At 65.4% G+C, this 24,400-nt stretch carries 18 protein-coding genes and 1 pseudogene; 15 read left to right on the forward strand and 4 right to left on the reverse strand.

Annotation, left to right across the window (positions count from 1 at the left end; translation table 11 throughout):
- The first annotated feature begins 21 nt into the window (after nucleotides 1–21).
- From A6F68_RS12275 to A6F68_RS12310, 8 genes are all read left to right on the forward strand, one after another.
- Nucleotides 22–1,194: an acyl-CoA dehydrogenase gene (locus A6F68_RS12275; RefSeq protein ID WP_067680554.1), complete on the forward strand. Its 1,173-nt coding sequence runs from the start codon at nucleotides 22–24 to the stop codon at nucleotides 1,192–1,194.
- Nucleotides 1,194–1,832, forward strand: coding sequence for a maleylacetoacetate isomerase (gene maiA, locus A6F68_RS12280; protein ID WP_067680557.1), 639 nt, complete (start codon nucleotides 1,194–1,196; stop codon nucleotides 1,830–1,832). The genes A6F68_RS12275 and maiA overlap by 1 nt, the downstream gene beginning before the upstream one ends.
- Nucleotides 1,829–2,836: a fumarylacetoacetate hydrolase family protein gene (locus tag A6F68_RS12285; protein ID WP_067680560.1), complete on the forward strand. Its 1,008-nt coding sequence runs from the start codon at nucleotides 1,829–1,831 to the stop codon at nucleotides 2,834–2,836. Before maiA ends, A6F68_RS12285 begins: the two co-directional genes overlap by 4 nt.
- 61 nt (nucleotides 2,837–2,897) lie before the next feature.
- Nucleotides 2,898–3,665, forward strand: coding sequence for an SDR family NAD(P)-dependent oxidoreductase (locus tag A6F68_RS12290; RefSeq protein ID WP_067680563.1), 768 nt, complete (start codon nucleotides 2,898–2,900; stop codon nucleotides 3,663–3,665).
- Nucleotides 3,666–3,742: 77 nt separating this feature from the next.
- On the forward strand, nucleotides 3,743–5,050 hold the full coding sequence (locus tag A6F68_RS12295; protein WP_067680566.1) for an acyl-CoA dehydrogenase family protein: 1,308 nt from the start codon (nucleotides 3,743–3,745) through the stop codon (nucleotides 5,048–5,050).
- Complete coding sequence (locus A6F68_RS12300; protein WP_067680569.1) at nucleotides 5,047–6,534, forward strand: MFS transporter; 1,488 nt, start codon at nucleotides 5,047–5,049, stop codon at nucleotides 6,532–6,534. The genes A6F68_RS12295 and A6F68_RS12300 overlap by 4 nt, the downstream gene beginning before the upstream one ends.
- 13 nt (nucleotides 6,535–6,547) lie before the next feature.
- Nucleotides 6,548–7,756 carry an acyl-CoA dehydrogenase family protein gene (locus A6F68_RS12305; RefSeq protein WP_067680573.1) on the forward strand — a complete coding sequence of 403 codons (1,209 nt, stop codon included), beginning with the start codon at nucleotides 6,548–6,550 and terminating at the stop codon, nucleotides 7,754–7,756.
- A 17-nt stretch (nucleotides 7,757–7,773) separates the two neighbouring features.
- Nucleotides 7,774–8,841, forward strand: a complete 1,068-nt coding sequence (locus A6F68_RS12310) for an acyl-CoA dehydrogenase family protein (RefSeq protein WP_067680579.1) — start codon at nucleotides 7,774–7,776, stop codon at nucleotides 8,839–8,841.
- Here the strand turns inward: A6F68_RS12310 and A6F68_RS15065 are convergent.
- The gene (locus tag A6F68_RS15065) at nucleotides 8,835–8,975 is read right to left on the reverse strand and encodes a hypothetical protein (protein ID WP_157096732.1); all 141 of its coding nucleotides are present in this window, start codon (nucleotides 8,973–8,975) and stop codon (nucleotides 8,835–8,837) included. The genes A6F68_RS12310 and A6F68_RS15065 overlap by 7 nt on opposite strands.
- Before the next feature lie 12 nt (nucleotides 8,976–8,987).
- Between A6F68_RS15065 and A6F68_RS12315 the strand changes: the two genes are divergently transcribed.
- The 3 genes and pseudogenes from A6F68_RS12315 (at nucleotide 8,988) to A6F68_RS12320 (ending at nucleotide 13,296) form a co-directional block, all read left to right on the forward strand.
- On the forward strand, nucleotides 8,988–10,169 hold the full coding sequence (locus A6F68_RS12315) for an MFS transporter (protein WP_084001815.1): 1,182 nt from the start codon (nucleotides 8,988–8,990) through the stop codon (nucleotides 10,167–10,169).
- A 226-nt stretch (nucleotides 10,170–10,395) separates the two neighbouring features.
- Nucleotides 10,396–10,779: pseudogene (locus tag A6F68_RS15465) on the forward strand (TonB-dependent receptor plug domain-containing protein); the annotation flags it as partial.
- 186 nt (nucleotides 10,780–10,965) lie between these two features.
- Entirely contained in the window at nucleotides 10,966–13,296 is a 2,331-nt protein-coding gene (locus A6F68_RS12320; protein ID WP_232308141.1) for a TonB-dependent receptor domain-containing protein, read from the forward strand.
- A 63-nt stretch (nucleotides 13,297–13,359) separates the two neighbouring features.
- On the opposite strand, the gene A6F68_RS12325 is transcribed toward A6F68_RS12320, so the two are convergent.
- Together A6F68_RS12325 and A6F68_RS12330 are read right to left on the reverse strand one after the other, a co-directional pair.
- On the reverse strand, nucleotides 13,360–14,613 hold the full coding sequence (locus A6F68_RS12325; RefSeq protein ID WP_067680588.1) for a TetR/AcrR family transcriptional regulator: 1,254 nt from the start codon (nucleotides 14,611–14,613) through the stop codon (nucleotides 13,360–13,362).
- Nucleotides 14,614–14,622: 9 nt separating this feature from the next.
- Nucleotides 14,623–16,386, reverse strand: coding sequence for a class I adenylate-forming enzyme family protein (locus A6F68_RS12330; RefSeq protein WP_067680591.1), 1,764 nt, complete (start codon nucleotides 16,384–16,386; stop codon nucleotides 14,623–14,625).
- 175 nt (nucleotides 16,387–16,561) lie between these two features.
- Here A6F68_RS12330 and A6F68_RS12335 point away from each other — a divergent pair, with 175 nt between their 5' ends.
- From A6F68_RS12335 to acs, 4 genes are all read left to right on the forward strand, one after another.
- A complete protein-coding gene (locus tag A6F68_RS12335) occupies nucleotides 16,562–17,800 on the forward strand; it encodes a serine hydrolase domain-containing protein (protein WP_067680594.1) in 1,239 nt (412 codons plus the stop codon).
- Between the two features lie 10 nt (nucleotides 17,801–17,810).
- Nucleotides 17,811–19,844, forward strand: a complete 2,034-nt coding sequence (locus tag A6F68_RS12340; protein ID WP_067680597.1) for a 3-hydroxyacyl-CoA dehydrogenase NAD-binding domain-containing protein — start codon at nucleotides 17,811–17,813, stop codon at nucleotides 19,842–19,844.
- 212 nt (nucleotides 19,845–20,056) lie between these two features.
- Nucleotides 20,057–21,583, forward strand: a complete 1,527-nt coding sequence (locus A6F68_RS12345; RefSeq protein ID WP_067680600.1) for a hypothetical protein — start codon at nucleotides 20,057–20,059, stop codon at nucleotides 21,581–21,583.
- A 32-nt stretch (nucleotides 21,584–21,615) separates the two neighbouring features.
- Nucleotides 21,616–23,571: an acetate--CoA ligase gene (acs, locus tag A6F68_RS12350; protein WP_067680604.1), complete on the forward strand. Its 1,956-nt coding sequence runs from the start codon at nucleotides 21,616–21,618 to the stop codon at nucleotides 23,569–23,571.
- Here acs and A6F68_RS12355 read toward each other — a convergent pair.
- Nucleotides 23,561–24,397, reverse strand: coding sequence for an alpha/beta hydrolase (locus tag A6F68_RS12355; RefSeq protein WP_067680608.1), 837 nt, complete (start codon nucleotides 24,395–24,397; stop codon nucleotides 23,561–23,563). The genes acs and A6F68_RS12355 overlap by 11 nt on opposite strands.
- Nucleotides 24,398–24,400: the final 3 nt, after the last annotated feature.

The following is a 24,400-nucleotide window of genomic DNA, read 5'->3' on the forward strand; positions in this document are numbered from 1 at the left end:
TAGCCCTGCGAAGGCGGGGTCATGACACCATTCGACTGGCAGGATCCGTTCGGTCTCGACGCGCAGCTGAGCGAGGACGAGCGGATGATTCGCGACGCTGCGCACGCCTTTGCGCAAGCCGAACTCCAGCCCCGCGTGATCGACGCGTTCGCCAACGAGGTCGACGCACCCGAACTCTTCCCACTGATGGGCCGCGCCGGCCTGCTCGGCGCCACGGTGCCCGAGGAATACGGCGGCGCCGGTGCCAACTACGTTTCGTACGGCCTGATCGCGCGCGAGATCGAGCGCGTGGACAGCGGCTATCGCTCGATGGCCAGCGTGCAGTCGAGCCTCGTGATGTACCCGATCCACGCCTACGGCTCCGAAGAGCAGCGGCGGAAGTATTTGCCCGGCCTCGCCAGCGGCGAGCTCATCGGCTGCTTCGGGCTCACCGAGCCGGACGCCGGCTCCGACCCCGGCTCCATGCGCACCTATGCGAAAAAGGACGGCGACGGGTACTCGATCTCGGGCAGCAAGACCTGGATCAGCAACGCCCCGTTTGCCGACGTCTTCGTCGTCTGGGCCAAGAGCGAGGCGCACGGAGGGGGCATTCGCGGCTTCGTCCTGGAAAAGGGCATGGCCGGACTTTCGGCGCCCAAGATCGACAACAAGCTTTCGCTCCGGGCGAGCACCACCGGCATGATCGTGATGGACGAGGTGAAGGTGGGCGCCGATGCGCTCCTGCCCGACGTGCAGGGCCTGAAGGGGCCTTTCGGCTGCCTCAACCGCGCGCGCTACGGCATCTCGTGGGGCGCGATGGGCGCGGCGGAATTCTGCTTCCACGCCGCCCGCCAGTACGGGCTCGACCGCAACCAGTTCGGCCCGCTGGCATCGAAGCAACTCTACCAGCTGAAGCTTGCCGACATGATGAGCGAGATCGCGCTGGGCCTTCAGGCCAGCCTGCGGGTCGGCCGGCTCATGGACGAGCACGACTTCGCGCCCGAGATGATCTCGATCGTGAAGCGCAACAACGTCGGCAAGGCGCTCGATATCGCTCGCAAGAGCCGCGACATGCACGGCGGCAACGGAATCAGCGGCGAATACCAGGTCATCCGCCACATGGTGAACCTCGAGACCGTCAACACCTACGAAGGCACGCACGACGTGCACGCGCTGATCCTCGGACGCGCGATCACCGGAATCGCGGCCTTTTGATGCGGCTTTTCGCCTACTTCCGCAGCTCGACCAGCTACCGGGTGCGGATTGCGCTGAACCTCAAGGGGCTCGAGTACGACATCGTCCCGGTGAACCTGCGGACATCGGAACAGAGCGCGGCGGAGTTCACCGCGCGCAACCCGTTCGGCGGAGTGCCGATGCTGGAGGCCGATGGACGCGACCGGGCGCAGTCGATGGCCATCCTCGAGTGGCTCGACGAGGCCTATCCCGAGCCAGCCCTGCTGCCCTCGGGCATCGAGGACCGCTACACGGTTCGCGAACTGACCTATGCGATCGCGACCGAGATCCACGCGCTGAACAACCTTCAGGTGCTGAAGCACCTGCGCGGCGCGATGGGCCATAGCGAAGCGGAAACGGACGAATGGTACCGCCACTGGCTCGCTAGGACGCTCGATCCCGTCGAGACGAGGCTGGCCCAACTCGGCACCGGCGATTTCCTGATGGATGGGCGCCCCGGCCTGTTCGAGGTCGTGCTGCTTCCCCAGCTCTTCAACGCGCGCAAGCTCGATTTCGACCTCTCGCGCCATCCGCACCTTACCCGCATCGAGGCCGCGTGCCTCGCCCTGCCCGCGTTCCAGCGCGCGCACCCAGACAACCAACCGGATACTCCTCAATGAAACTCGCATCGCTCAAGCACGGCCGCGACGGCAAGCTCGTCGTCGTCTCCAAGGACCTCACGCGCTATTGCGCGGCGGACAACATCGCGCCGACGCTGCAGGCGGCGCTCGACGACTGGGACCGCGTGGCGCCCTATCTCGATGCGCTCTATCGCGACGTCGAACACTGGTCGGTGCCCTGCGGCCGGTTCCACGAGCACGACGCGATGTCCCCCCTTCCCCGCGCCTACCAGTGGGCCGACGGCAGCGCCTACATCAATCACGTCGAACTTGTCCGGCAGGCTCGCGGCGCGACGGTGCCCGAAAGCTTCTATCACGACCCGCTGATGTACCAGGGCGGCAGCGACGGATTTCTCGCCCCGCGCGATCCCATCCCGCTCAAGGACGTTTCGTGGGGATGCGACATGGAAGGCGAGATCGCGTGCATCACCGACGACGTGCCGATGGGCGTTTCGAGCGAGGAGGCGGCAGACCACATCAAGCTGCTGATGCTGGTCAACGACGTATCCTTGCGAGGGCTGATCCCGGGCGAGCTGGAAAAAGGCTTCGGCTTCTTCCAGTCCAAGCCCGCCAGCGCGTTCTCGCCTGTCGCGGTGACGCCCGACGAACTCGGTGATGCCTGGGCAGGCAGCGTCATCCACCTGCCGCTCATGGTCGATTACAACGATGCTCCCTTCGGCCGCGCCAATGCGGGGCAGGAGGCGACCTTCAGCCTGGCCGACCTCGTCGCGCACGCGGCGAAGACGCGCTCGCTCTGCGCCGGATCGATCATCGGTTCGGGCACGGTGAGCAACAAGGGTGCGGACGGCGGCCCGGGGAAGCCGGTCAGCGAAGGCGGCGCCGGCTATTCGTGCATCGCCGAAATCCGCATGATCGAGACGATCGCCGACGGAAAGCCCTCTACGCGCTTCATGCAGCCGGGCGACAAGGTATCGGTCGAGATGCGCGATGCGGCCGGTCACTCGATCTTCGGCAAGATCGAACAGGACGTCGTCGCCGCCTGAACCTCTTGCGCGGAGGAGTTTTCGAACACATGGTATCCCGCATAGCAGCGGGAGAGATACCATGACCGATCCGTTCGACCTCACCGGCAAAGTCGCGCTCATCACCGGATCCTCGCGCGGGATCGGCAAGTCGATCGCCGAGCATCTGGCCCGCCGCGGGGCGAAGGTCGTGATTTCCAGCCGCACGCAGGATGCCTGCGAAGCGGTCGCCGACGCGATCAATGACGAATGCGGCGCAGGATCGGCCGTCGCTATCGCCGCCAGCATTTCGTCGAAGGACGCACTCGAGGAACTCGTCCGGCGCACGCAGGAGGTGTTTGGCCCCGTCGACATCCTGGTCTGCAACGCCGCGTCGAATCCGCATTATGGATCGCTCGACACGATCGACGACGAGAAGTTCCGCAAGACGCTCGACAACAACATCCTTTCGAATCACTGGCTGATCCAGCTGTGCCTCCCCGACATGCGCGCGAAGCGCGACGGGGCCATCGTCGTCATATCCTCCATCGCCGGGCTTCGCGGAAGCCAGACGATCGGCGCCTATGCGATCACCAAGGCGGCCGACATCTCGCTGGTGCGCAACTACGCCGTCGAGAACGGGAGGCACGGAATCCGGGTGAACGGAATCGCCCCGGGTTTGGTGAAGACCGATTTCGCCAAGGCGCTCTACGAGAACCCGGAGGCGGAGAAGGCCGCGATAGCGCGCACCCCGATGGGCCGGCTCGGCGTACCGGCCGATATCGCCGGCCTCGCCGCCTTCCTGTCCTCGCCCGCAGCCAGCTGGCTGACCGGCCAGACGATCGTCGTGGATGGAGGGACCACCGTCTGAGTCTTGCCGCCTTTCAAAAAAGCGGTATGGTGAGCACTTGAGCCCCGAAAAGCGGCCCTGCGGGAGAGACGCGGATTATGGCATGGGACTTCGAAACCGATCCCGAATTCCAGGCGAAGCTCGACTGGATGGAAAGCTTCGTCACCGAAAAGGTCGAGCCGCTCGGCTACCTCGGGATCCATCCGTACGACGTCACGAACCCCCGGCGTAACGAACTGGTCCGCCCGCTCCAGCAGGAAGTGAAGGACCAGGGCCTGTGGGCCTGTCATCTCGGCCCCGAACTCGGCGGACAGGGATACGGGCAGGTCAAGCTGGGCCTGATGAACGAGATCATCGGCGGCGCGATGTTTGCCCCGATCGTTTTCGGCTGCCAGGCACCCGACACCGGCAATGCAGAGATCATCGCCCACTATGGCACGCCCGAGCAGAAGGAACGCTACCTCAGGCCCCTGCTCGACAACGAGATCGTCAGCGCCTTTTCGATGACCGAGCCGCAGGGCGGGTCCGATCCGACCAATTTCGTCACCCGGGCGGAGCAGGATGGCAACCACTGGAAAATCAACGGCGAGAAGTGGTTCTCGACCAACGGCAAGTGGGCCGACTTCCTGATCGTCATGGCGGTCACCGATCCCGACGCACCGCGCCATCAGCGGATGAGCATGTTCATCGTGCCCATCGATACGCCCGGCGTCGAGATCGTCCGCAACGTAGGCGTCTATGGCCAGCAGGATGGCAGCGAAAGCTACGTCCGCTATACCGACGTGCGCGTTCCGGCCGACCACTTGCTGGGCGAGCGCGGCGGCGCGTTCGCCATCTCGCAGACCCGCCTCGGCGGGGGCCGGGTCCACCACGCGATGCGCACCGTCGGCAACTGTCGCAAGCTGCTCGACCGCATGAGCCGACGGGCGGTCAGCCGGACCACCCGCACCGGAACTCTCGCGGACTACCAGGGGGTCCAGTTCGACATCGCGGACAGCTATATCGAGCTCGAGCAGTTCAAGCTGTTCGTGCTCAAGACCGCCTGGGCGATCGACAAGTACAACGACTACCGCCGCGTGCGGAAGGACATCGCCGCGATCAAGGCGCTGATGCCCAAGGTCTATGCCGATATCGCCAAGCGCTGCATCCACATTCACGGCAGCCTGGGCGTCTCCAACGAGATGCCGTTCGTCGGCGGCCTGATCGCCGCGATGGTCATGGGCATCGCCGACGGGCCGACCGAAGTGCACAAGGTCACCGTCGCAAAGCAGCACCTCAAGCAATACCGCGACGTGAAGGACCCGGTGTTTCCGGACTATTCGCTGCTCAATCGAAAGGCGCTTGCCATGGAGCTTTACCCGGACCCCGTCGGCGAGATCGCCGATGCGGCGGAAATGGCGGTATGACGGTCGCTGCCGACGCCCCGCCGCTTCGGCGGCCGACGCGCCTCGCCTACGGCTTCGGTTCGGTCGCCGACGGGATCAAGAGCGCGGCATTCTCGACCTATCTCTTGCTCTATTTCAACCAGGTTCTGGGCGTAAAGGCATCGGTCGTCTCGACCGCGATCGCCCTGACCTTGCTGGTCGATGCGGTGGTCGATCCGCTGATCGGCCGCATGTCTGATCTCACCCGCTCGAAGTATGGCCGGCGGCACCCCTACATTTTCGCCGCGGCCGTGCCGGCGGCGTTTTTCTTTGGCATGACTTGGTTTCCCCCGGCCGGCCTGTCCGACTTTGCGATGGGCGTTTGGATCTTTGGTTTCGCCGCATTCGCGCGTGCATCGATGAGCATGTATCAGGTACCCGCCAACGCTCTGGGTAGCGAACTGACCCAGGACTATGCCGAACGCAGCCGCATCTACGGGCTGCGATACTGGTTCGCCTACGCGGGCACGTTCGCTTTCGCCGCGTTCGCGCTGAAGTTCTTCTTCGTGGCCACACCGGAATATCCCAAAGGGCAACTCAATCCGGCGGGGTACGTGCCCTTCGCCATCACCGCCGCAAGCCTGATCTTCATCAGCATCCTGGTGTGCGGTTGGGGCACCCGATCGCGTATTCCCTACATTCGCCAGGCCGACGAACGCGAGGCTTCGCCGGGCTTGCTGTCGCATTTCAAGGAAATGGGCGTCGCTTTCAAGAACCGCGGTTTCCTCACGGTATTCGGCTTCGCGATCCTCAAATGGACCGCGATTGGCCTCTACGGCGCGACCTCGCTTTATTTCGGCACGTATGTCTACCAGCTCAGTTCGGGACAGCTCGCGCTGCTCACGCTCGACAGCTTCGTGGCGGTGTGCATCGCACTCCCCCTCGCGCCCAAGGTCACGAAATGGTTTGGCAAGCGCAACACATCGCTGTGGATGGCGCTGATCGGGATCACGCTGGGCACCAGCCCGCTGTGGCTGACATACTTCGACCTCTTCTTCCCGCCCGGCCATCCGCTTCTTCTGCCCACTCTTCTGCTCATCGGCGCGGTGTACGGGACCATGGTGGCGCTGAGCCTGATGATGACCGCCGCGATGCTCGCCGACGTGGTGGAGGATGACGCGGTCACCTCGGGCAAGCACAACGCAGGCATCTATTTCGCCGCGTCCAGCTTCGCCACGCAGTGTGCGTCGGGCCTCGGCATCCTCGCGGCCGGGTTCGTTCTCGAAACTTCGCAGTTTCCCGGCGGCGTCGACCCGGCGCTCGTCACCGAGGCGATGACTGACAGCCTGATCGCGCATTACGTCCCGATGGTGATGGGCCTTTGGGCGATCGGCTGCCTGATCATCTGGTTCTATCCCATCGACGAGGCAAAACATCTTGCCAATGTAGAACGCTTGCGCGCACGAGAGGCGGAAGCGAAGGCACGCGATATGCAGGATGCGCCCCTCGGCGCGCCTGCCAGATAACAGGAGAGACGAAATGGCGACCCTGGCCGAACCGAGAGCCGACACCGACGAGGCATTCCGCGAGGAAGTGCGTGATTTCCTCGCCAAGAATTTCCCGCCCGAACTCAAGGGCAAGGGCAACGCGCTCGCCAGCGTCGAGGGCCCCACGCAGGAAGACGCGCAGCAGAAGGCGTGGCGCGAGGCGATGGGCGAAAAAGGCTGGGGCGTGCCCACCTGGCCGAAGGAATACGGCGGCGGCGGCCTCAGCAAGAAACAGGCGCGCATCCTGCAGGAAGAGATGGGCAAGGCCGGTGCCTACAACCCCATCGGCGGCATGGGCGTGATGATGTTCGGCCCCACCCTGCTCGAATCCGGCAGCGAGGAGCAGAAGCGCGAGCACATCCCGGCGATCGCCAAGGGCGAGATTCGCTGGTGCCAGGGTTATTCCGAGCCCAACGCCGGGTCGGACCTCGCCAACCTGCAGACCTTCGCCGAGGACAAGGGTGATCACTACCTCGTCAACGGCCAGAAGACCTGGACCAGCGGCGGCCAGTGGGCGGACAAGTGCTTCGCCATCGTCCGCACCGACAAGTCCGACAAGCACAACGGCATCAGCTTCATGCTGATCGACATGGACAGCCCCGGCGTCGAGGTCCGTCCGATCCAGATGATCAGCGGCCTCAGCCCCTTCTGCGAGACGTTCTTCACCGATGTGAAGGTGCCCAAGGAGAACCTGGTCGGGAAGGAAGGCCAGGGCTGGACGATCGGCAAGCGCCTGCTCCAGCACGAACGCACCAATATCTCGGGCGCAGGCGGCGGCGGTCGCGCGATGGGCGCCGCCATGTCCGAAGTGGCGAAGAAGTACGCCGAGTTCGATGCCAACGGTGAGATCGCCGACAAGGTGCTGCGCGACAAGGTCGCCGATTTCGAGATCCGCTGGCAGGCGTTCCTGCTCACCGCGCGCCGCGCGGTCGAGGAGAGCAAGGCGGCCGGCGGCGTCAGCGAGATCAGCTCGGTGCTCAAGAAGCTGGGTACCAAGCTCGGCCAGGAACGCTCCGAGCTCGCGATCGAGATCATGGGCCTGCAAGGCCTGGGCTGGGAAGGCGAAGGCTTCTCCGAAAGCGAACTCGCGGGTGTGCGCGCGTGGCTCTTCGGCAAGGCATTCACGATCTACGGCGGCAGCACCGAAATCCAGAACAACATCATCGCCAAGCGCGTGCTCGGCATGCTGGACCACCAGTAAGAAGGGAGCGCAGGACAATGGCCATTCTCAACGAAGAACAGGAAATGCTGCGCGACATGGCGCGCGACTGGGCGACCAACGAAAGCCCGGTCACCGCCTTCCGCAAGTACCGCGCCGACAAGCCGGCCGAAGGCTTCCAGCCCGATGTCTGGCAGACGATGGCGCAGATGGGCTGGACCGGGATCGTCATTCCCGAAGAGCACGGCGGCAGCGATTTCGGCTGGATGAGCGCCGGCCTCGTGATCGAGGAACTCGGCAAGACGCTGACCGCGAGCCCCATCGTTGCCAGCACCGTCGCGGCCAGCGCGATCGTGCTGGGCGGATCGGACGAGCAGAAGGCGAAATGGCTGCCCAAGCTGGCGAGCGGCGAAGTCGTCGGCACGCTGGCAGTCGATGAGGGCGCACATCACGGGGGCAAAACCGAGGCCAGCGTCTCGGGCGGCAAGCTCAGCGGCACCAAGGCCTTCGTGCACGAGGCGCACGGCGCTTCGCTCTTCGTGGTCAGCGCGGCAGACGGGCTCTACCTCGTCGAAAAGGGCGACGGCGTGTCGCTCAGCGACCGCAAGCTGACCGACCAGCGCAGCCACGCGAACGTCACCTTCGACGGCGCGGCGGCGGACAAGCTGGCGAACGGCGGCGACGACCTCCTCGACAAGGTCCTCGACCGGGCGCGCATCCTCACCGCGGCAGAGATGCTTGGCATGGCGCAGCAGGTGTTCGACGTGACGCTCGACTACCTGAAGCAGCGCGTCCAGTTCAACCAGGTGCTCGCCAGCTTCCAGGCGCTGCAGCACCGGATGGCGGACCTCTTCGCCGACCTCGCGATGATGCGTTCGGCGGTCGAAAGCGGTCTCGAGGCCCTCGATAGCGGATTCGGCGTTCCGCACGCCGCCTGCGTCGCCAAGGCCGAGGCCAACCGCGTGCTCCACATCATCAGCCGGGAGGGCATCCAGCTCCACGGTGGTATCGGCATGACCGACGAATACGACGTCGGCTTCTACCTCAAGCGCGCGCGCGTGCTCGAGGCGAGCTGGGGATCGACCACCTACCTCAAGAACCGCTTCGCGGCGCTGGCGGGCTACTGACCCCGCCCGGGGACGAAATCGAGGAATACGGCCTCGCCCTCGCCGACGAGGGCGGGGCCGCCGATCCCTTTGCCGAGCACGCGCAATTCGTCGAGACGAACCTGTCGCGCAATTACGCGGCCAGCTTCATCCACGGCGTCCTGGGGATGACCGGGTTCCGGCTGATCTACGCGCCGACGATCATCCCCGCCTACCTCCTCGCGATCACCGGCAGCCCCGCCGCGGTCGGGCTCGGCACCGCGCTTCTCCAGCTCGGTTCGACCATCTCGCCGATCCTCTCGGGCGCGCGGATCGAACACCGCAGCCACATCCTGCGCTACTCGGTCGGCGTGGGCTCGCTGATGCGCCTTGCCATCCTCGGGCTTGCGCTCGCCGGGTGGTTCCTGACCGGGCAGGTTCTGGTGTTCGTCACGCTCGCGCTGTTCCTCGTGCTCGGGTTCTTCAGCGGGGCGCAGCGGGTGGCCTTCCAGATGCTGATGGCCAAGGTCATCCCGATAGCGCGTCGCGGGCGCCTGCAGGGCTATCGCAATCTGGCGGGCGGGCTGATCGCCGCCGTGCTGGCCTGGGTAGCCGGGCATTGGTTCATCGAAGGCGAAGTCCTGGGCAACGGGTATTCGACCACCTTCCTGCTGGCGTTCGTGCTGACCAGTTTCGGCCTCGTCGCCCTGCAATGGCTGATCCGCGAGCCCCCCGCCCCCGCCTCGCGGCCGGTCGTGTCGCTGCGTGAACGGCTCGGCCAGATACCGCAGCTGTTCGAGCATCGCGATTTCACGCGCTTCATCATCGCGCAGGCACTGGCGACTTCCATCCGCATCGGCGGGCCGTTCTGGACCGTGTATGCCGGCCAGCGCCTCGGCCTCAGTGGCGCGCTGATCGGCGGCCTCAGTCTGGCATTCCTGGGGGCCGACACATTGTCGAACCTGTGGTGGGGGCCGATGGGCGACCGCTTAGGCTTCCGCATCGTGTTCCTGCTGGCGCTGGCTTCGACGATCTCTGGGGTGGGCCTGCTGATCTTCGCCGGGACGAGCGCGCCGCTGTTCTATTTGGCGTTCGTGCTGCTGGGCGCCGGAGCATCGGGCTGGATGCTCGCAGCCACGACCATGGTGCTCGAATTCGGGGCGCACGAGGACATTCCGATGCGGCTGGCATTCCTCACCACTGCGGAAGGTGCCGTCGCATCCGTCGGGCCGGTCCTCGCGGGCCTGCTGGTGGCCGCCGCCGGGTTCGGGCCGCTGTTCGCGATCATCCTGGCCGCGCTACTGGCCGCGCTGGTGACGATGCTCGTGGGCGTGCGCGAACCGCGCGGGCACGATGGCGGACTTGTGTAACAGGGTTTGCCGTTGCCGCTTGTCGACAGCGATCGAAGAATCGGCGAAATCCCTACGGATGATTGCGATTGTTGTTGACATGAAGGCTCCACCGTAATTGAATTTCGAGAAACGGGTATCCGCCGCAAGACGGCTTAAAAACGACACCGTTCGCATGGGAGAGGAACCAATGACCAAGATCGCACTACGCCACACGTGTGCCTGCCTCGCGCTTAGCGCGGGCATGATGGGGACGGCCTCATGGGCGCAGGATGCCGCCGATGCCGGGGCCGAGGAACGGCAGATCGTAGTCACCGGGTCGCTGATCCGCGGATCCGCGGAAGACGCGGCGCTGCCGGTCGACGTGATCTCGCAGGAAGAACTGATCAATCAGGGTACCCCGACTGCGCTGGACCTCATCAAGAACTTGCCCGGGTCGAGCGGTGTCATCGGCGATTCGAACCAGTTCGATTCGCGTTCGCAGGGTTCCGAAGGCGTTGCGACCGTCAACCTGCGCGGCCTGGGGCCTGCGCGCACCCTTGTGCTCCTCAACGGCGGGCGACTGGCATCGGCTCCGATCGGAATCCCGGCGGTGGACGTAAACCTGCTCCCCGCCGCCGCGATCGGGCGGGTCGAGGTTCTCAAGGATGGTGCCGCCGCCACCTACGGTTCGGACGCGATCGGCGGTGTGGTCAACTTCATTACCAACAAGAATCTTGAAGGCCTCGTACTTAGCGGCGACTACCGCTTCATTGAGGGGTCGGATGGAGACTGGACCGCTTCGGCGACATATGGACACAGCCAGGATGGACTTCGCGTGCTCGCGTCGTTCGGTTACCAGCACCGTTCGCCGTTGGCCGCGATCGATCGCGACTTTGCTATTCGACCCTATGCCGAAAATCCCGCGGGTGGCTTCACGCAAGGTGGCAATCCCAGCGCGTTCCTGCCGTTTTTCTTCGGGCCAGGTGCCGGCCTGCGCGGCGGGTTTCAGATCGATCGCGGGTGCGAGGTCCTTGGAGGGGTTCCGGTCCGGGGCGGTGCTCCGACGACGACCGCGTTGGCCGATCGGTGTGCTGCCCAGTACACCCTGTTCGACCTCCTGGTCGAGAATGAGGACAAATATCAGGCCTACATCGAAACCGAAATCGACCTGACGGACACCGTCACGTTCGAAGCGTCGGCACTGTACGGGCATACGAACGTTCTTTCGAACACCTCGCCGGCATATCTCTTGCTCAACCAGCCCAGTCCCCAGGCCAATCCGATTGGTAGCCAGTTTTTCATTCCGCCCACCAATCCGGGCCTCATTGCTTATCGCGCAGCAAATCCGGACCAGTTTCCGCTCGGAGCAAACAGCGCGCTCGTAGCGGCGGGCGCGTTCCGCATCGCTTTGCTTGGCGGCGATCCGCGATTCAATACCAATGGATTGGAAGGGGCCACACCCACATTCCGTTACAGCGATTCGATCCGCTTCAGCGCCGGTCTGAAGGGGGAGTTTTCTCCGTCGGTGAACTGGGCGTTGAACGGGGTGTACCATTACTACATGCGCGATATCCGTGGTTACGACACCCTGGTCGATCGTCTGCAACTCGCGCTCCGCGGACTGGGCGGAGAAGGCTGCAACCCGGTTACCGGCACTCCCGGCACCGGCGCGTGCGTATATTTCAACCCGTTTTCGAACGGCATACAGTCCAACCCGATCACCGGGCAGACCAATCCGAGCTACAACGCGGCGCTTGCCAACTCTCCGGCTCTCTTCGACTGGCTGAGCAAGCGTGGAAGGAGCGTTACGGAAAACCAGCTTTTCGTAGCCGACGCCGTGGTCAGCGGCGATACGGGCTTCAATATCGGCGGCGGATCGAATGTCGGCTTCGCGCTGGGTGTTCAGTACCGGAAGACCAAATTCAACGCAGAATACGGTCCTTTCAACAACCTCACCGACTATCCCTGCATCGCCTCGCTCGATTTCGGGGTGACAAACTGCACGAACCGCGTCGGGCTTCTGGGTTTCCTGGGGTCGAATACGAACAACAACAGCAGCCAGGATGCCAAGGCGGTGTTTGCGGAACTGCAGATTCCGATCGGCGACCGGGTCGACATCCAGTTGGCGGCTCGGTTCGAGGACTACAGTGGCAACGTGGGCTCGACCTTTGATCCAAAAGCCAGCCTGCGTTTTCAGGTCACCGATTGGCTGGCTTTGCGCGGAACCTATCAAACCACCTTCCGCGCCCCCCCGTCGAATATCCTTACTGCGAACGATTTTGTCACGTCCCTGCAATTCGTGGGCGGCTCTTTCCGCGCGGTCCGCGTTGCCGACAATCCGGACCTGATCCCCGAAAGCGCAACAAGCTATGGCGGCGGCGTGATCGTGAACTTCGGCGGTTTCAACGCCAGCGTCGATTATTGGCGATATGACTTCGACGACGACATCATTTCGGAACCGGTAGCCGGGTTACTGAACTCGGTGTTCAACACAACTCTCGGTTCCAGTGCGCCGTCGACATCGGCCGCGAACTGCGCCAACCCGCTTGCCGACCGCTTCTTTTTCTCCGGCGGTCCGGCCAGCGGTGGTTGCGGCGGGGTCGCTCGTACGCTGGGCGAAGTCACCGCGATCAACACGCTCTATCGCAACGGCCCGGGATTGACGACGTCAGGCATTGACTTCCTTGCAAACTACAAGGGTGAATTCGGCGCCGAAGGGTCCTACGGGGCGGGAGTCACGGCGAGTTATGCCCTTGATTACAAGACGAACGACTTCTTCATCGGCACGACCCTGATTCAGCCGGGCTTTTCAGCGGTCGGCAAGCTGAACTTCCAGACCACGGCCTACCCTCTGCCCGAATGGAAGGTGACCTCGTACGCCGAACTCGGCTGGGGCCGGCACAACGCCCGCCTGACGCTCAACTACATCCAAGGTTACATCGATCAGCGGCAGGCGACGACGGCGACGGGATACAAAATTCCCAGCTTCACGACGATCGACTTCACCGCGCGTATCGGATTGCCGCTCCAGACCGACCTGCTGCTGTCGGTCTACAATCTGGCCGACAAGGACCCCGGTTTCGCCCGGCTCGATTACAACTACGATCCATTCACGGCCAATCCGCTTGGGCGCAATTTCAAGATCGGACTGCGCAAGCAGTTCTAGGCTCGCAATCCAAGAGATGCCTCGGGGCCGGGCGGGAAACCGTCCGGCCCCTTTCTCGTCTGGTCAGGAAATATCCGGAGGGTCGGCAAAGACCCCCGCGGCAAGGGTCCACGCATAGAGCCGCACGGCACTCGCCGCGTCGGGCTGACGCGCAGCCCAGCCACGCGCCTCGTAGGCGCCATTGAGCGCGGGCATGATGATCTGACTCGCGACCATCGGGTCCACCGCGCGCACACTCCCGTCCGCGATCCCGTCGGCGATCATCCCGGCGAAGCGGTTGGCCAGCCGGTTCGAACGGACGACCACGCTGCCCCTTTCATCGCTTGCCAGGGCCGACAAGGCGGCGGTGCGCAGCAGGGGCATCGGATCGCGGAATTGCAGGTCGATCAGCTCGGCCAGCGCGCTGGCGACCTGGGTCCAGCCCGCGCCGTCCGCATTGCGCGCCGCGATCTGGGCGGCCGACAGCCGGTCGTAGCTCTTCTCGAAGCACTCGTAGACGAGATCGTCCTTGGCGCTGTGGTGGTGGTAGAAGCTGCCCTTGGTCACATTCAGCGCGGCAGCGATCCGGTTGACCGAAGCGCCGCGGTAACCGCGCTGGTTGATCATCACGGTCGCGGAACGAAGGAAGGCGTCGGCCATCTCGTTCTCGCCGTCCTCGCGGCTGCGCCATGCGTGGTTATCGAGCGGCAGCGGCTCCCACTCGCCCGGCTTGGCGGCAAGCCCTTTGGCAAGGATATCGAATATCCGCTCTTCCAGCCGTTCGAAATCGCGGACCGAATAACGCAGCGACCAGACGGGCCACCAGAACATCGCTTCAAGCAGGATGTGAGCACGAGCAGTGTCGAGCGCCCGGCGCTCTCCCGAACGGCCCTTCCCGAAGAACGATCGCACATGGTCGACCACGCGGCCGTATTGTTGGAGCAGGGGCTCCTGCGCATCCTCGTCGAGCGTGCGGATTTCGCTCAACGAGGTGATCAGGCCCTTCTCGCCCAGCCGGATACGCCGGCGCAGATCGACATGGGACCCGATGAACGCGCGCAGGCGCTCCTCCGGCGTCGATCTGGCGGCGGCCTGTCGCGCGGCGTCTTCGAGCCAGTCGAGCGTGGAGGCGAAGACCGCGACGACGAGCTTGTCCTTGCGGTCGAAGTAGTAGGTGATGCTGGTCGCATTGAGCCCGACCGAGCGGGCGAGTTCGGCGAAGGTCGTACCCTTCACGCCCAGTTCGTTGATCAGCGCGGAGGCGGCATGGATAACGTCCTCGCGGCGCCGTCCGAAGCGCGCCGTCTCGCCCGATTTCGATGCCCTTGCCCCGCTCATCGCCGCTGACTAACCCGCAGCGACCGGATTGTCGAACAGGCCTTTCAAATCCTTCTTGAGTATCTTTCCGTTGGCATTGCGCGGCAGGGTATCCTCGGTGAAAAGGATGCGCACCGGCACCTTGAACTTGGCAAGGCGTTCCGCAACCCATGCCTGGAGCTCGGCCTCGCTGGCGTGCGATCCGGGGGCGAGGTGGACGACGGCTGCGGGTTCCTCGCCGAGCGTCGGATGGGGAATGCCGATCAGCGCGGCATCGGTCACCGCGGGATGGTCGTAGAGCACGTTCTCCACTTCGGAAGAGTAGATGTTCTCGCCCCCGCGCAGGATCATGTCCTTGGCCCGGTCGACGATGTAGCAGTATCCCTCGTCGTCCAGGCGCGCGAGGTCGCCGGTGCGCACCCATCCGTCGATGAAGGTTTCGGCGGTCGCCTCGGGCTTGTTCCAGTAGCCTTTCACCACCATCGGGCCGCACGCGTAGAGCTCGCCGACTTCGCCCACCGGCAACTCGCGCTCGCCGTCCTCGCTCATGATCTTGAGGTCGGCGACGGCGACGGGCGGTCCGCAGCTCGTCGGCCGGTTGAGATAATCTTCGCTCGATATGCCGGTGACCGTGGCCATCGTCTCGGTCATGCCCCAGCCGTTGCCCGGCAGCGCGCCGAAGATCTCGCGGATCTTGCGCACGAGCTCGGGGGCCGAGGGGGCGCCGCCATAGGCGATCGCCTCGAGGCTCGAGAGGTCGTACTTGTCGCGGTCGGGATGCTCGATCAGCTGCCACGCGATCGTCGGCACGCCGCCGGTCGCGTTGACCTTCTCACGCTCGATGATCTCGAACGCCTTCACCGGGTCCCAGCGGCGCATGAATATCGCGGTGTTGCCCGCCGCGACCAGCCCCATGAGGCCCGCCGAACAGGCAGTGACATGGAACAGCGGGATGACGGTCAGCGTCGTCTTGTGCACCGGCTGCGGCGGCTCATCGCCCCGGCGCAGCGCGGCGACCGAAGCGCCGTAACCGCTGGAGAAGATGTTGGTGACGAGGTTGCGGTGCGTGCCGAGCGCGCCCTTGGGCTTGCCGGTCGTGCCGCTGGTGTAGAAGATCGTCGCGTCGTCGTCCGGGGCGATGTCTTCGGCCGGTATCTCCGCATCGGGAAGGCCCGCCCAGGTCATCGGCGCGCCGATCACGCTTTCGAGATGTTCGGCCGGTGCCGGGAGCTCGCCCGCGGCTCGCGAGACGAGCGCGTGTCGAAGCGAGGGTATGTCGCCAAGGTGCGGCGCAATCCGCTCCCACCGCTCGTCGTCGCAGATGAGGATCCTGGTCCCCGAATCGGCCAGCCCATAAGCCAGCTCGTGGCCGGTCCACCACGCATTGAGCGGCACGCAGATGGCCCCGATCGTGACGCAGGCGAAGAACGACACCGGCCATTCGGGCAGGTTGCGCATGGCAAGCGCGACCCGGTCGCCCTTGCCGATTCCGCGCTCGCGCAGCTCGTGCGCGAGCTTTGCCACCGCGCGATGAAAAGCCGCAAACGTGACCCGTTCGTCCTCGTAAATGAAGGCCTCACGCTCGCCATGCGTCCGCGCGACCATCATAAGCGCGCGCAAGTTGGGCGGAGCGTTCTTCCATACGCGCGTCGGAATGCCCCGGATGTCCACGGTTTCCATTTCGAAACGCTCGCCCGGCGCCGTCAGCCGCGCACGCGCTTCGTCGCGCGTCATCGCCGGCCAGCCCGCCGGCGGCGTCCAGCCGATCGCCTCGGCCAGGTTCGCTTCTCCCATGTCAGTCCTCTTCCCGATCTGATTTTCGAGGCCAGTCTAGGCCAACGGCCACTCCACGCAAGAGGACTTTCGTGGTATTGGTATGGAGACTGCGCTACGTTGACGGTTGCCGTTCGCGGAAACCCGGGTATGGCGGAGATAGACCATACCGGCGACTATCGGAGAGAATCGCGCTATGCTCGATACCACACAATCCGCCGCACTCGGCTTCGACCCGGAGCGACTCGCGAGAATCGAGCCGTTCCTGCGCGAAGCCTATGTCGACGGCGGCCGTTTGCCGATGGCGCAACTGATCGTCGCCCGCGATGGCAAGCCGGTCTACTCGATGCATGCGGGCACGATGGGCGAGGGCCGCGAGGAAGTCAGGGAAGACGCGCTCTACCGCATCGCGAGCATGACCAAGCCGGTCACTTCGATCGCCTTCATGCAGCTGGTGGAGCAGTGCAAGGTTGCGCTCGAGGAACCGGTGACCAAGGTTTTCCCAGAATTCGCCAACCTGTCGATCTTCGCGGGCGGTGGCAGCGGCCCCGTGCCCTTCCACCCGGGTAAGGCGGCAGGCCCCATGCGATTCGTCGATCTGATGACGCACATGTCGGGGCTCACCTACGGCCTGCAGAACCGCACCAACGTCGATGCGGCCTACCGCGAGAGCAATTTCGATTTCGCCCGCTCGCACCTCGATTCCGACGAATTCATCACCCGGCTGTCCCGGCTGCCGCTGGAATTCTCTCCGGGCGAACGATGGAACTACTCAGTGTCGACCGACGTGCTCGGCGTCGCGGTCGAACGGATCAGCGGCATGCGGCTCGGCGACTATTTCAAGCAGCACATCTTCGATCCGCTGGGTATGACCGACACGGCGTTCGGCGTTGCCAAGGGGCAATCGGACCGCCTGGTCGACGCCTATCAGTACGTCCCCGGAAAGGCCGCGCGGCTGATCGACGCGGGCAAGACCAGCAGGCTGGCGGAGCCCGGCAAGTTCGACAGCGGAGGCGGCGGGCTGGTCTCCACTGCCGCGGACTACCAGCGCTTCGTGACCATGCTGGTCAAGGGCGGCGAGCACGACGGCGCGCGGATCGTCAGTCCCAAGACGCTTGCGCTGATGACCGCCAACCACCTGCCCGGCGGCCAGGACCTGACCCAGCTTTCGCAAAGCCTGTTTTCCGAAAGCCAGAACGCCGGCGTCGGCTTCGGCCTCGGTTTTGCGACCGTGATCGATCCCGCGAAGACGCTGATCCCCGCCAGCAAGGGCGAGTTCTACTGGGGCGGCGCCTACTCGACGGCGTTCTTCGTGGACCCGGTCGAGGCAATCACGATGGTCTTCATGACGCAGGTATACCCGTCGAGCGCCTATCCGGTACGCCGCCAGCTCAAGACCCTGATCTATTCCGCGCTGTCAGACAGCCGCGCCTGAGGAGAGACCAATGACCGACCCCATCAGCTCCCATCGCGACGGCGACGTGCTCGTCGTCGTGTCGAACAACCCGCCCGTCAATGCGCTGGGCCAGGCGGTGCGCGCCGGCCTCAAGCGTGAGATCGAGGCAGGTCTCGCCGACGACGCAGTCAAGGCGATGGTCATCCGCTGCGACGGGCGCACCTTCTTCGCCGGGGCGGACATCACCGAATTCGGCAAGCCGCCGCAAGGCCCGGGCCTGGGCGAAGTCCTCGACGCGATGGAGGCAAGCGACAAGCCGGTGGTCGCGGCGATCCACGGCACCGCGCTCGGCGGCGGGTGCGAAGTCGCGCTCGCGTGCCACTACCGCGTCGCCGTACCCAGCGCGAAGCTGGGTCTGCCCGAAGTCAAGCTCGGCCTGATCCCGGGAGCCGCGGGCACCCAGCGCCTGCCTCGCCTGGTCGGGGCCGAAGCCGCGCTGCCGATCGTCGTCGGGGGCGATCCAATTTCGGCGAAGAAGGCACAGGCGATCGGCCTGGTCGATGCATTGATCGGCGAAGACAGTCTCGAGGCGGACGCGGTCGCTTTCGCGCGCAGCAAGATCGGCCAGCCGGTCCCCCGCGCCAGCGAAGGCACCGCGAACCAGGACGGGGTCAAGAATCCTGCCATCTTCGACGAGTTCCGCCACAAGCAGGCGCGCAAGATCCGCGGATTCGACGCACCCAACGCCGGGATCGAGGCCGTCAAGGCGGCGGGCGAGCTGCCCTTTGCCGAGGGCGTGAAGAAGGAACGCGAGCTTTTCATGAAGCTCATGACCGGCACCCAGAGCGCCGCCATGCGCCACTACTTCTTCGCCGAGCGCGCCGCGAATAAGATCGACGACGTGCCCGCCGATACCCCGCTGATCCCGATCAAGAAGGTCGGCGTCATCGGCGCGGGCACCATGGGCGGCGGCATCTCGATGAATTTCCTGTCCGCCGGCATCCCGGTGACGATCCTCGAAATGCAGCAGGACGCGCTCGACCGGGGCACCGGCACGATCCGCAAGAACTACGAGAACACCGCCAAGCGCGGGCGCATGACCGCCGAACAGGTCGAAGGCGCGATGGGGCTGCTGACAGGCACGCTCGCCTACGAGGATCTCGCCGACTGCGACCTCGTGATCGAGGCGGTCTACGAGAACATGGACGTCAAGAAGCAGGTCTTCGCCAAGCTCGACGAAGTGGTAAAGCAGGGCGCGATCCTCGCCTCGAACACCAGCTACCTCAACGTCGACGAGATCGCGACCGCGACCAAGCGGCCCGGTTACGTGCTCGGCCTGCACTTCTTCTCGCCCGCCAACGTCATGAAGCTGCTCGAGATCGTCCGGGGCGAAAAGACCCGCGACGACGTGCTCGCCACCTCGATGGCGCTGGCCAAGAAGATCGGCAAGGTCGCCGCGGTCTCGGGCGTGTGCCCCGGCTTCATCGGCAACCGCATGCTCAGCCCGCGCCAGCAGCAGGCGCAGGCGCTGATCATGGAAGGCGCGAACTACTGGGACATCGACGACGTCCTGCTTGAATTCGGCTTCCCGATGGGCCCGTTCCAGATGGGCGACCTGGCCGGTACGGACATCGGTTGGCACCGCGACCCGACGAAGATCGAGACGATCCGCGACGCGCTTTGCGCCAAGGGCCGTTTCGGGCAGAAGGCGGGCAAGGGCTATTACGACTACGACGAGGCGCGCAACCGCACCCCGTCCGAAGAGACCAAGGCGATCATCGCGGAATTCGCCGCGAAGGAAGGCAAGCCCCAGCGCGAGATCGGCAAGGACGAGATCCGCGAGCGCCTGCTCTACCCGATGGTCAACGAGGGCGCGAAGATCCTCGACGAGAAGATGGCCCAGCGCGCAAGCGACATCGATGTCGTCTGGATCAACGGCTACGGCTGGCCGCTCTATACCGGCGGGCCGATGTTCTGGGCCCAGACGATCGGGCTCGACACTGTGGTCTCCGGGCTGGAAAAGCACGGCCTGCCCGTGAGCGACTACCTTCGCGAAAGGGCCAAGGCGGGCGGGTTCGGCTGATCGGCCGATATCTCGATCTGCCCGCCATCGCCTCGAACGCGGGGTAACGGTATCGCTTTCCTACAAGGCCCGGGATATGCCATTTCGATCGGCATGAAGCGTTCGCTCGACCAGGCACCGGCGACATGGAAATCGCGCGCCGAACGCGTCGCCGGTCGGCCCCCCGTTTTGGTGTATACTTCGTGTCGCCTTTCGCGGCAGGCCAAGGCGGCATGAACGACGATTTCGCACCCGTGATCGTCGGCGTGGGCCAGGTCGTCGAGCGGATCGGCGAGCCTGGATATGCCGAGCGCAGCCCCGCCGACCTCGCCGCCTGGGCGGCCGAGCTCGCTTTCGCCGACGCCGGGGCGGCGGTCGACCTCAAGCCAATGATCGATGCGGTCTGCGCGGTCCGCACGTTCGAGGATTCGCGCGGCGCCCCCGCCCCGTTCGGCAAGCCCGACAAGTTCCCCCTCGCCGTCGCCCGCCGGCTCGGCGTAGCCCCTGGCCACGCGACACTGGAGCCGATCGGCGGGCAATCTCCGGCGACTGCGGTTGTCGATCTGGCCGAGCAAATCCAGCGTGGCGAGGTCTCCGCTGGCGTGGTGGTCGGCGCGGAGGCGACCTCGACGATCCGCGCCATCCTCGCCCGCGGCGAGCTACGCGACTGGGCCGAGCACGATGAGCGCGAGGTCGAGTGGAAAGGCTCGGAAGACGGCCCGCTCCTCTCGCGTCGCTCGATCGCGCACGGCATCCACTCGCCTGCGCTCGCCTATGGCCTGATAGAGAACGCCCGCCGGGCCCGCATCGGGCTATCCCGCGACGCCTACCGGCTCGAAATGGGTGAACTGTTCGCCCCTTTCAGCCAGGTCGCCGCGACGAACCCCTTCGCCAGCACGTTCGGGTCTGCAGCGAGCGCCGCTGAGTTGGCCGAGATCACCGCATCGAACCGCCTGATCGCCGATCCCTATCCCCGGAAAGTCATCTCGCGCGACCAGGTCAACCTGGGTGCGGCCACCCTGGTCATGTCGGTCAAGGCAGCGCGCGAAGCGGGTATCGACGAAAGCCGCTGGATTCATATCCATGGCGCGGCAAAAGTGGTCGACCCGGAGCCGCTCGAGCGCGCCGACCTCTCGCGTTTTCCTGGGGCCGAAGCCGTGCTCGACGCGGCGCTGGCGGCATCTGGCAAGTCGCTCGCCGAGATCGAGCACCTCGATTTCTACAGCTGCTTTCCGGCCGCCGTGTTCGCCACCGCGATCGACCACCTCGGGCTGTCGGCCACCGATCCTCGCGGCCTGACGGTGACGGGTGGGCTCCCGTTCTTCGGAGGCCCGGGCAACGGCTACTCCGGCTATGCCATCGCGACGATGGTCGAGCGGTTGCGCGCCGCGCCCGGCGCGTACGGGCTCCTCGGCGCGCTGGGCGGATTCCAGTCCAAGTATGCCGCGCTGGTGCTCTCGACGGACCCGGCTCCGCCCCGCGAGAGGCTGTGGGCCGCGCTCGACTACGCACCGCCCTCCCCGCCGCCGCTGGCCGAGCTTGCGGCGGGTGTGGGCACGATCGAAACGTACACGATCCAGCACACCCGCGACGCTCCGGACTACGCCGTTGCCATCGGCAGGCTGCCGGATGGCCGCCGGTTCATCGGCCGCAGCGACGACCCGGCCACCCTTGCGACGATGGTCGAACGCGATCCGCTGGGCGCGCAAGTCGCGCTATCGAACGATGGAGAACGCAACGCGTTCACCTTGACCGAATGAGGCGCTAGACTCTGCGGGTTGAGGAGACACGCATGACCGAAGAAGCCGCGCACCACGATCACGAATGGGTGCGTCGTCCCGCCGCTGCCGCACAAGGCACAAACTGCACCGCCGAGCAGTACGAGGCCATGTATGCCCGCAGCTTGGAAGACAGCGACGGCTTCTGGCTCGAGCAGGCGGAGCGGCTCGACTGGATCGAGAAGCCGACCCGGGCCGGTGACTGGAGCTTCGACCCGGTCGCGATCGAATGGTTCGCCGACGGCAAGCTCAACATCTGCCACAACGCGGTCGACCGTCATGTCGCCGCCGGCCATGGGAATCGCGTCGCGCTGATCTTCGAACCCGACGATCCCGCCGGGGCCGTGCGTCGGATCACCTACGCCGAACTCCAGGCCGAGGTCATCCGCATGGCGGGCACGCTCAAGAAAATGGGTGTCGCCAGGGGTGACCGCGTGACGATCTACATGCCGATGGTGCCCGAAGGCGCATTCGCGATGCTCGCCTGCGCGCGCATCGGCGCGGTGCACTCGGTCATCTTCGGCGGCTTCAGCCCCGAGGCGATCGCCGGACGGATCGAGGACTGCGCCAGCGACTGGGTGATCTGCGCGGACGAGGGCTGGCGCGGCGGCAAGACGATCCCGCTCAAGGCCAATGTCGATGCGGCGCTGGCCAAGGTTCCGGTCAAGGCAGTGCTCGTCGTCCGCCATACCGGCGGCGCGGTCGCGATGACCGAGGGCCGCGATCACTGGTACGATGAAGTTTCGCAAGGCGTGCCGTCTGAGTGCCCGTGTGAGCCGATGGCCGCAGAGGACCCGCTGTTCATCCTCTACACCAGCGGATCGACCGGAAAGCCCAAGGGCGTGCTCCACACCACCGGCGGCTATGCCGTGTGGACCGAGACGACGTTCCGTTACGTGTTCGATTACCGTCCGGGCGAAGTGTTCTGGTGCACCGCCGATATCGGCTGGGTCACGGGGCACAGTTATGTCGTCTACGGGCCGCTTCAGAACGGCGCGACCGCGCTCATGTTCGAAGGCGTACCCAACTGGCCCGGCCACGACCGCTTCTGGGCAACCGTCGCCAAGCACAAGGTCAACATCTTCTACACCGCGCCGACGGCCATTCGCGCACTGATGCGCGAAGGGGCCGAACCGGTCGAAAAGCACGACCTGTCCTCCCTTCGGCTGCTCGGCACCGTGGGCGAGCCAATCAACCCAGAGGCGTGGCGCTGGTACGAGACAACCGTCGGCAAGGGCCACCTCCCGATCGTCGATACCTGGTGGCAGACGGAAACCGGCGGGGTGATGATCACCACGCTCCCCGGCGCGCACGACATGAAGCCGGGCAGCGCGGGCAAGCCGTTCTTCGGCGTCGTCCCGCAGCTCGTCGAAAGCGACGGCGCGGTGCTCGAAGGCGCTGCAAGCGGCAACCTATGCATCGTGCGTTCGTGGCCCGGGCAGGCACGCACCGTCTATGGCGACCACGACCGGTTCGTGCAGACCTATTTCAGCACCTACACAGGCAAGTACTTCACCGGCGACGGCTGCCGCCGCGATGCGGACGGGTACTACTGGATCACCGGCAGGGTCGACGACGTGATCAACGTGAGCGGCCACCGCATGGGGACCGCCGAAGTCGAAAGCGCGCTGGTGCTGCACGACAAGGTCGCCGAAGCCGCGGTCGTCGGGTTTCCGCACGATATCAAGGGTCAGGGCATCTATTGCTATGTGACGCTGATGGAAGGGGAGGAGCCGTCGGACGCGCTCACCGCAGAGCTGCGCCAGCAGGTTCGCACGGAGATCGGGCCGATCGCCTCACCGGATCACCTGCACTTCACTGCGTCGCTGCCCAAGACCCGCTCGGGGAAGATCATGCGCCGGATCCTGCGCAAGATCGCCGAGAACGAGCTGGGATCGATGGGAGACACCTCGACGCTGGCCGACCCTTCGGTGGTCGACACGCTGATCGAAGGACGGCTCAACCGCTAGCGGGGTGCGCCTCGAGCCAGCGGGAAAGAACCGCGATCACGGCATCCTTCTCGGGCTCGTTGTAGATCTCGTGGTACAGCCCGGGATAAGTGATCACGGTCTTGTCGGCGGCACCGATGGTGTCGACGACGGGCCGGACGCCCTTCAACGGGACAAGCGCATCGGCCTCGCCGTGCTGGACGAGGACCGGCACCTTCATTGCGGGCGCGCGCTCGCGGTACCCGGCGACCGAGGTGAACATCTCGTGCGCGGTGCGCGCGGCGACCTTGCCGGTCGTGACCAGCGGATCGTCGATGTAAGCCCGTACCACCGCCGGGTCGCGGCTCACGGCCTCGGGCGGCAGGGCGATCATGCCGGTGTTCGGCGCAACCGCCGAAAGGAGCGACAGCACCCAGCGCTGGACGGCGGGCACGCTCCCGCCGATCAGCGGACCCGACAGCACGAGGCCCGACAGGTCCTCGGGCCAGCGCAGCGCGTAGCCGAAGGCGACGTTGCCACCCATCGAATGCCCCAGCAGCTTGACCCGTTGCCCGTCATGTCTTGCGCGCACCTCGCCGACGAACCGGTGCAAGTCCTCGATCACCCACGCCATCCGGTCGACCAGTGCCCGCGTCCCTTGCGACCTGCCGTGCCCGCGATGATCGATCGCGTAGAGCGCGTAGCCCTGCGGCACGAGCCGCTCAACGAGGTTGCCGTAGCGCCCGCCGTGCTCGGCATAGCCGTGCGAGATCACGATCACATCGCGGGGGCTTTGCTCGGGCAGCCAGCCTTGGGCGTGGAGCGACAGTCCGCCATGCCCGGTCACGCTCCATTCGATATGCTGCATCCG

This window comes from Tsuneonella dongtanensis, assembly GCF_001698205.1.
Taxonomy (GTDB): Bacteria; Pseudomonadota; Alphaproteobacteria; order Sphingomonadales; family Sphingomonadaceae; genus Tsuneonella; species Tsuneonella dongtanensis.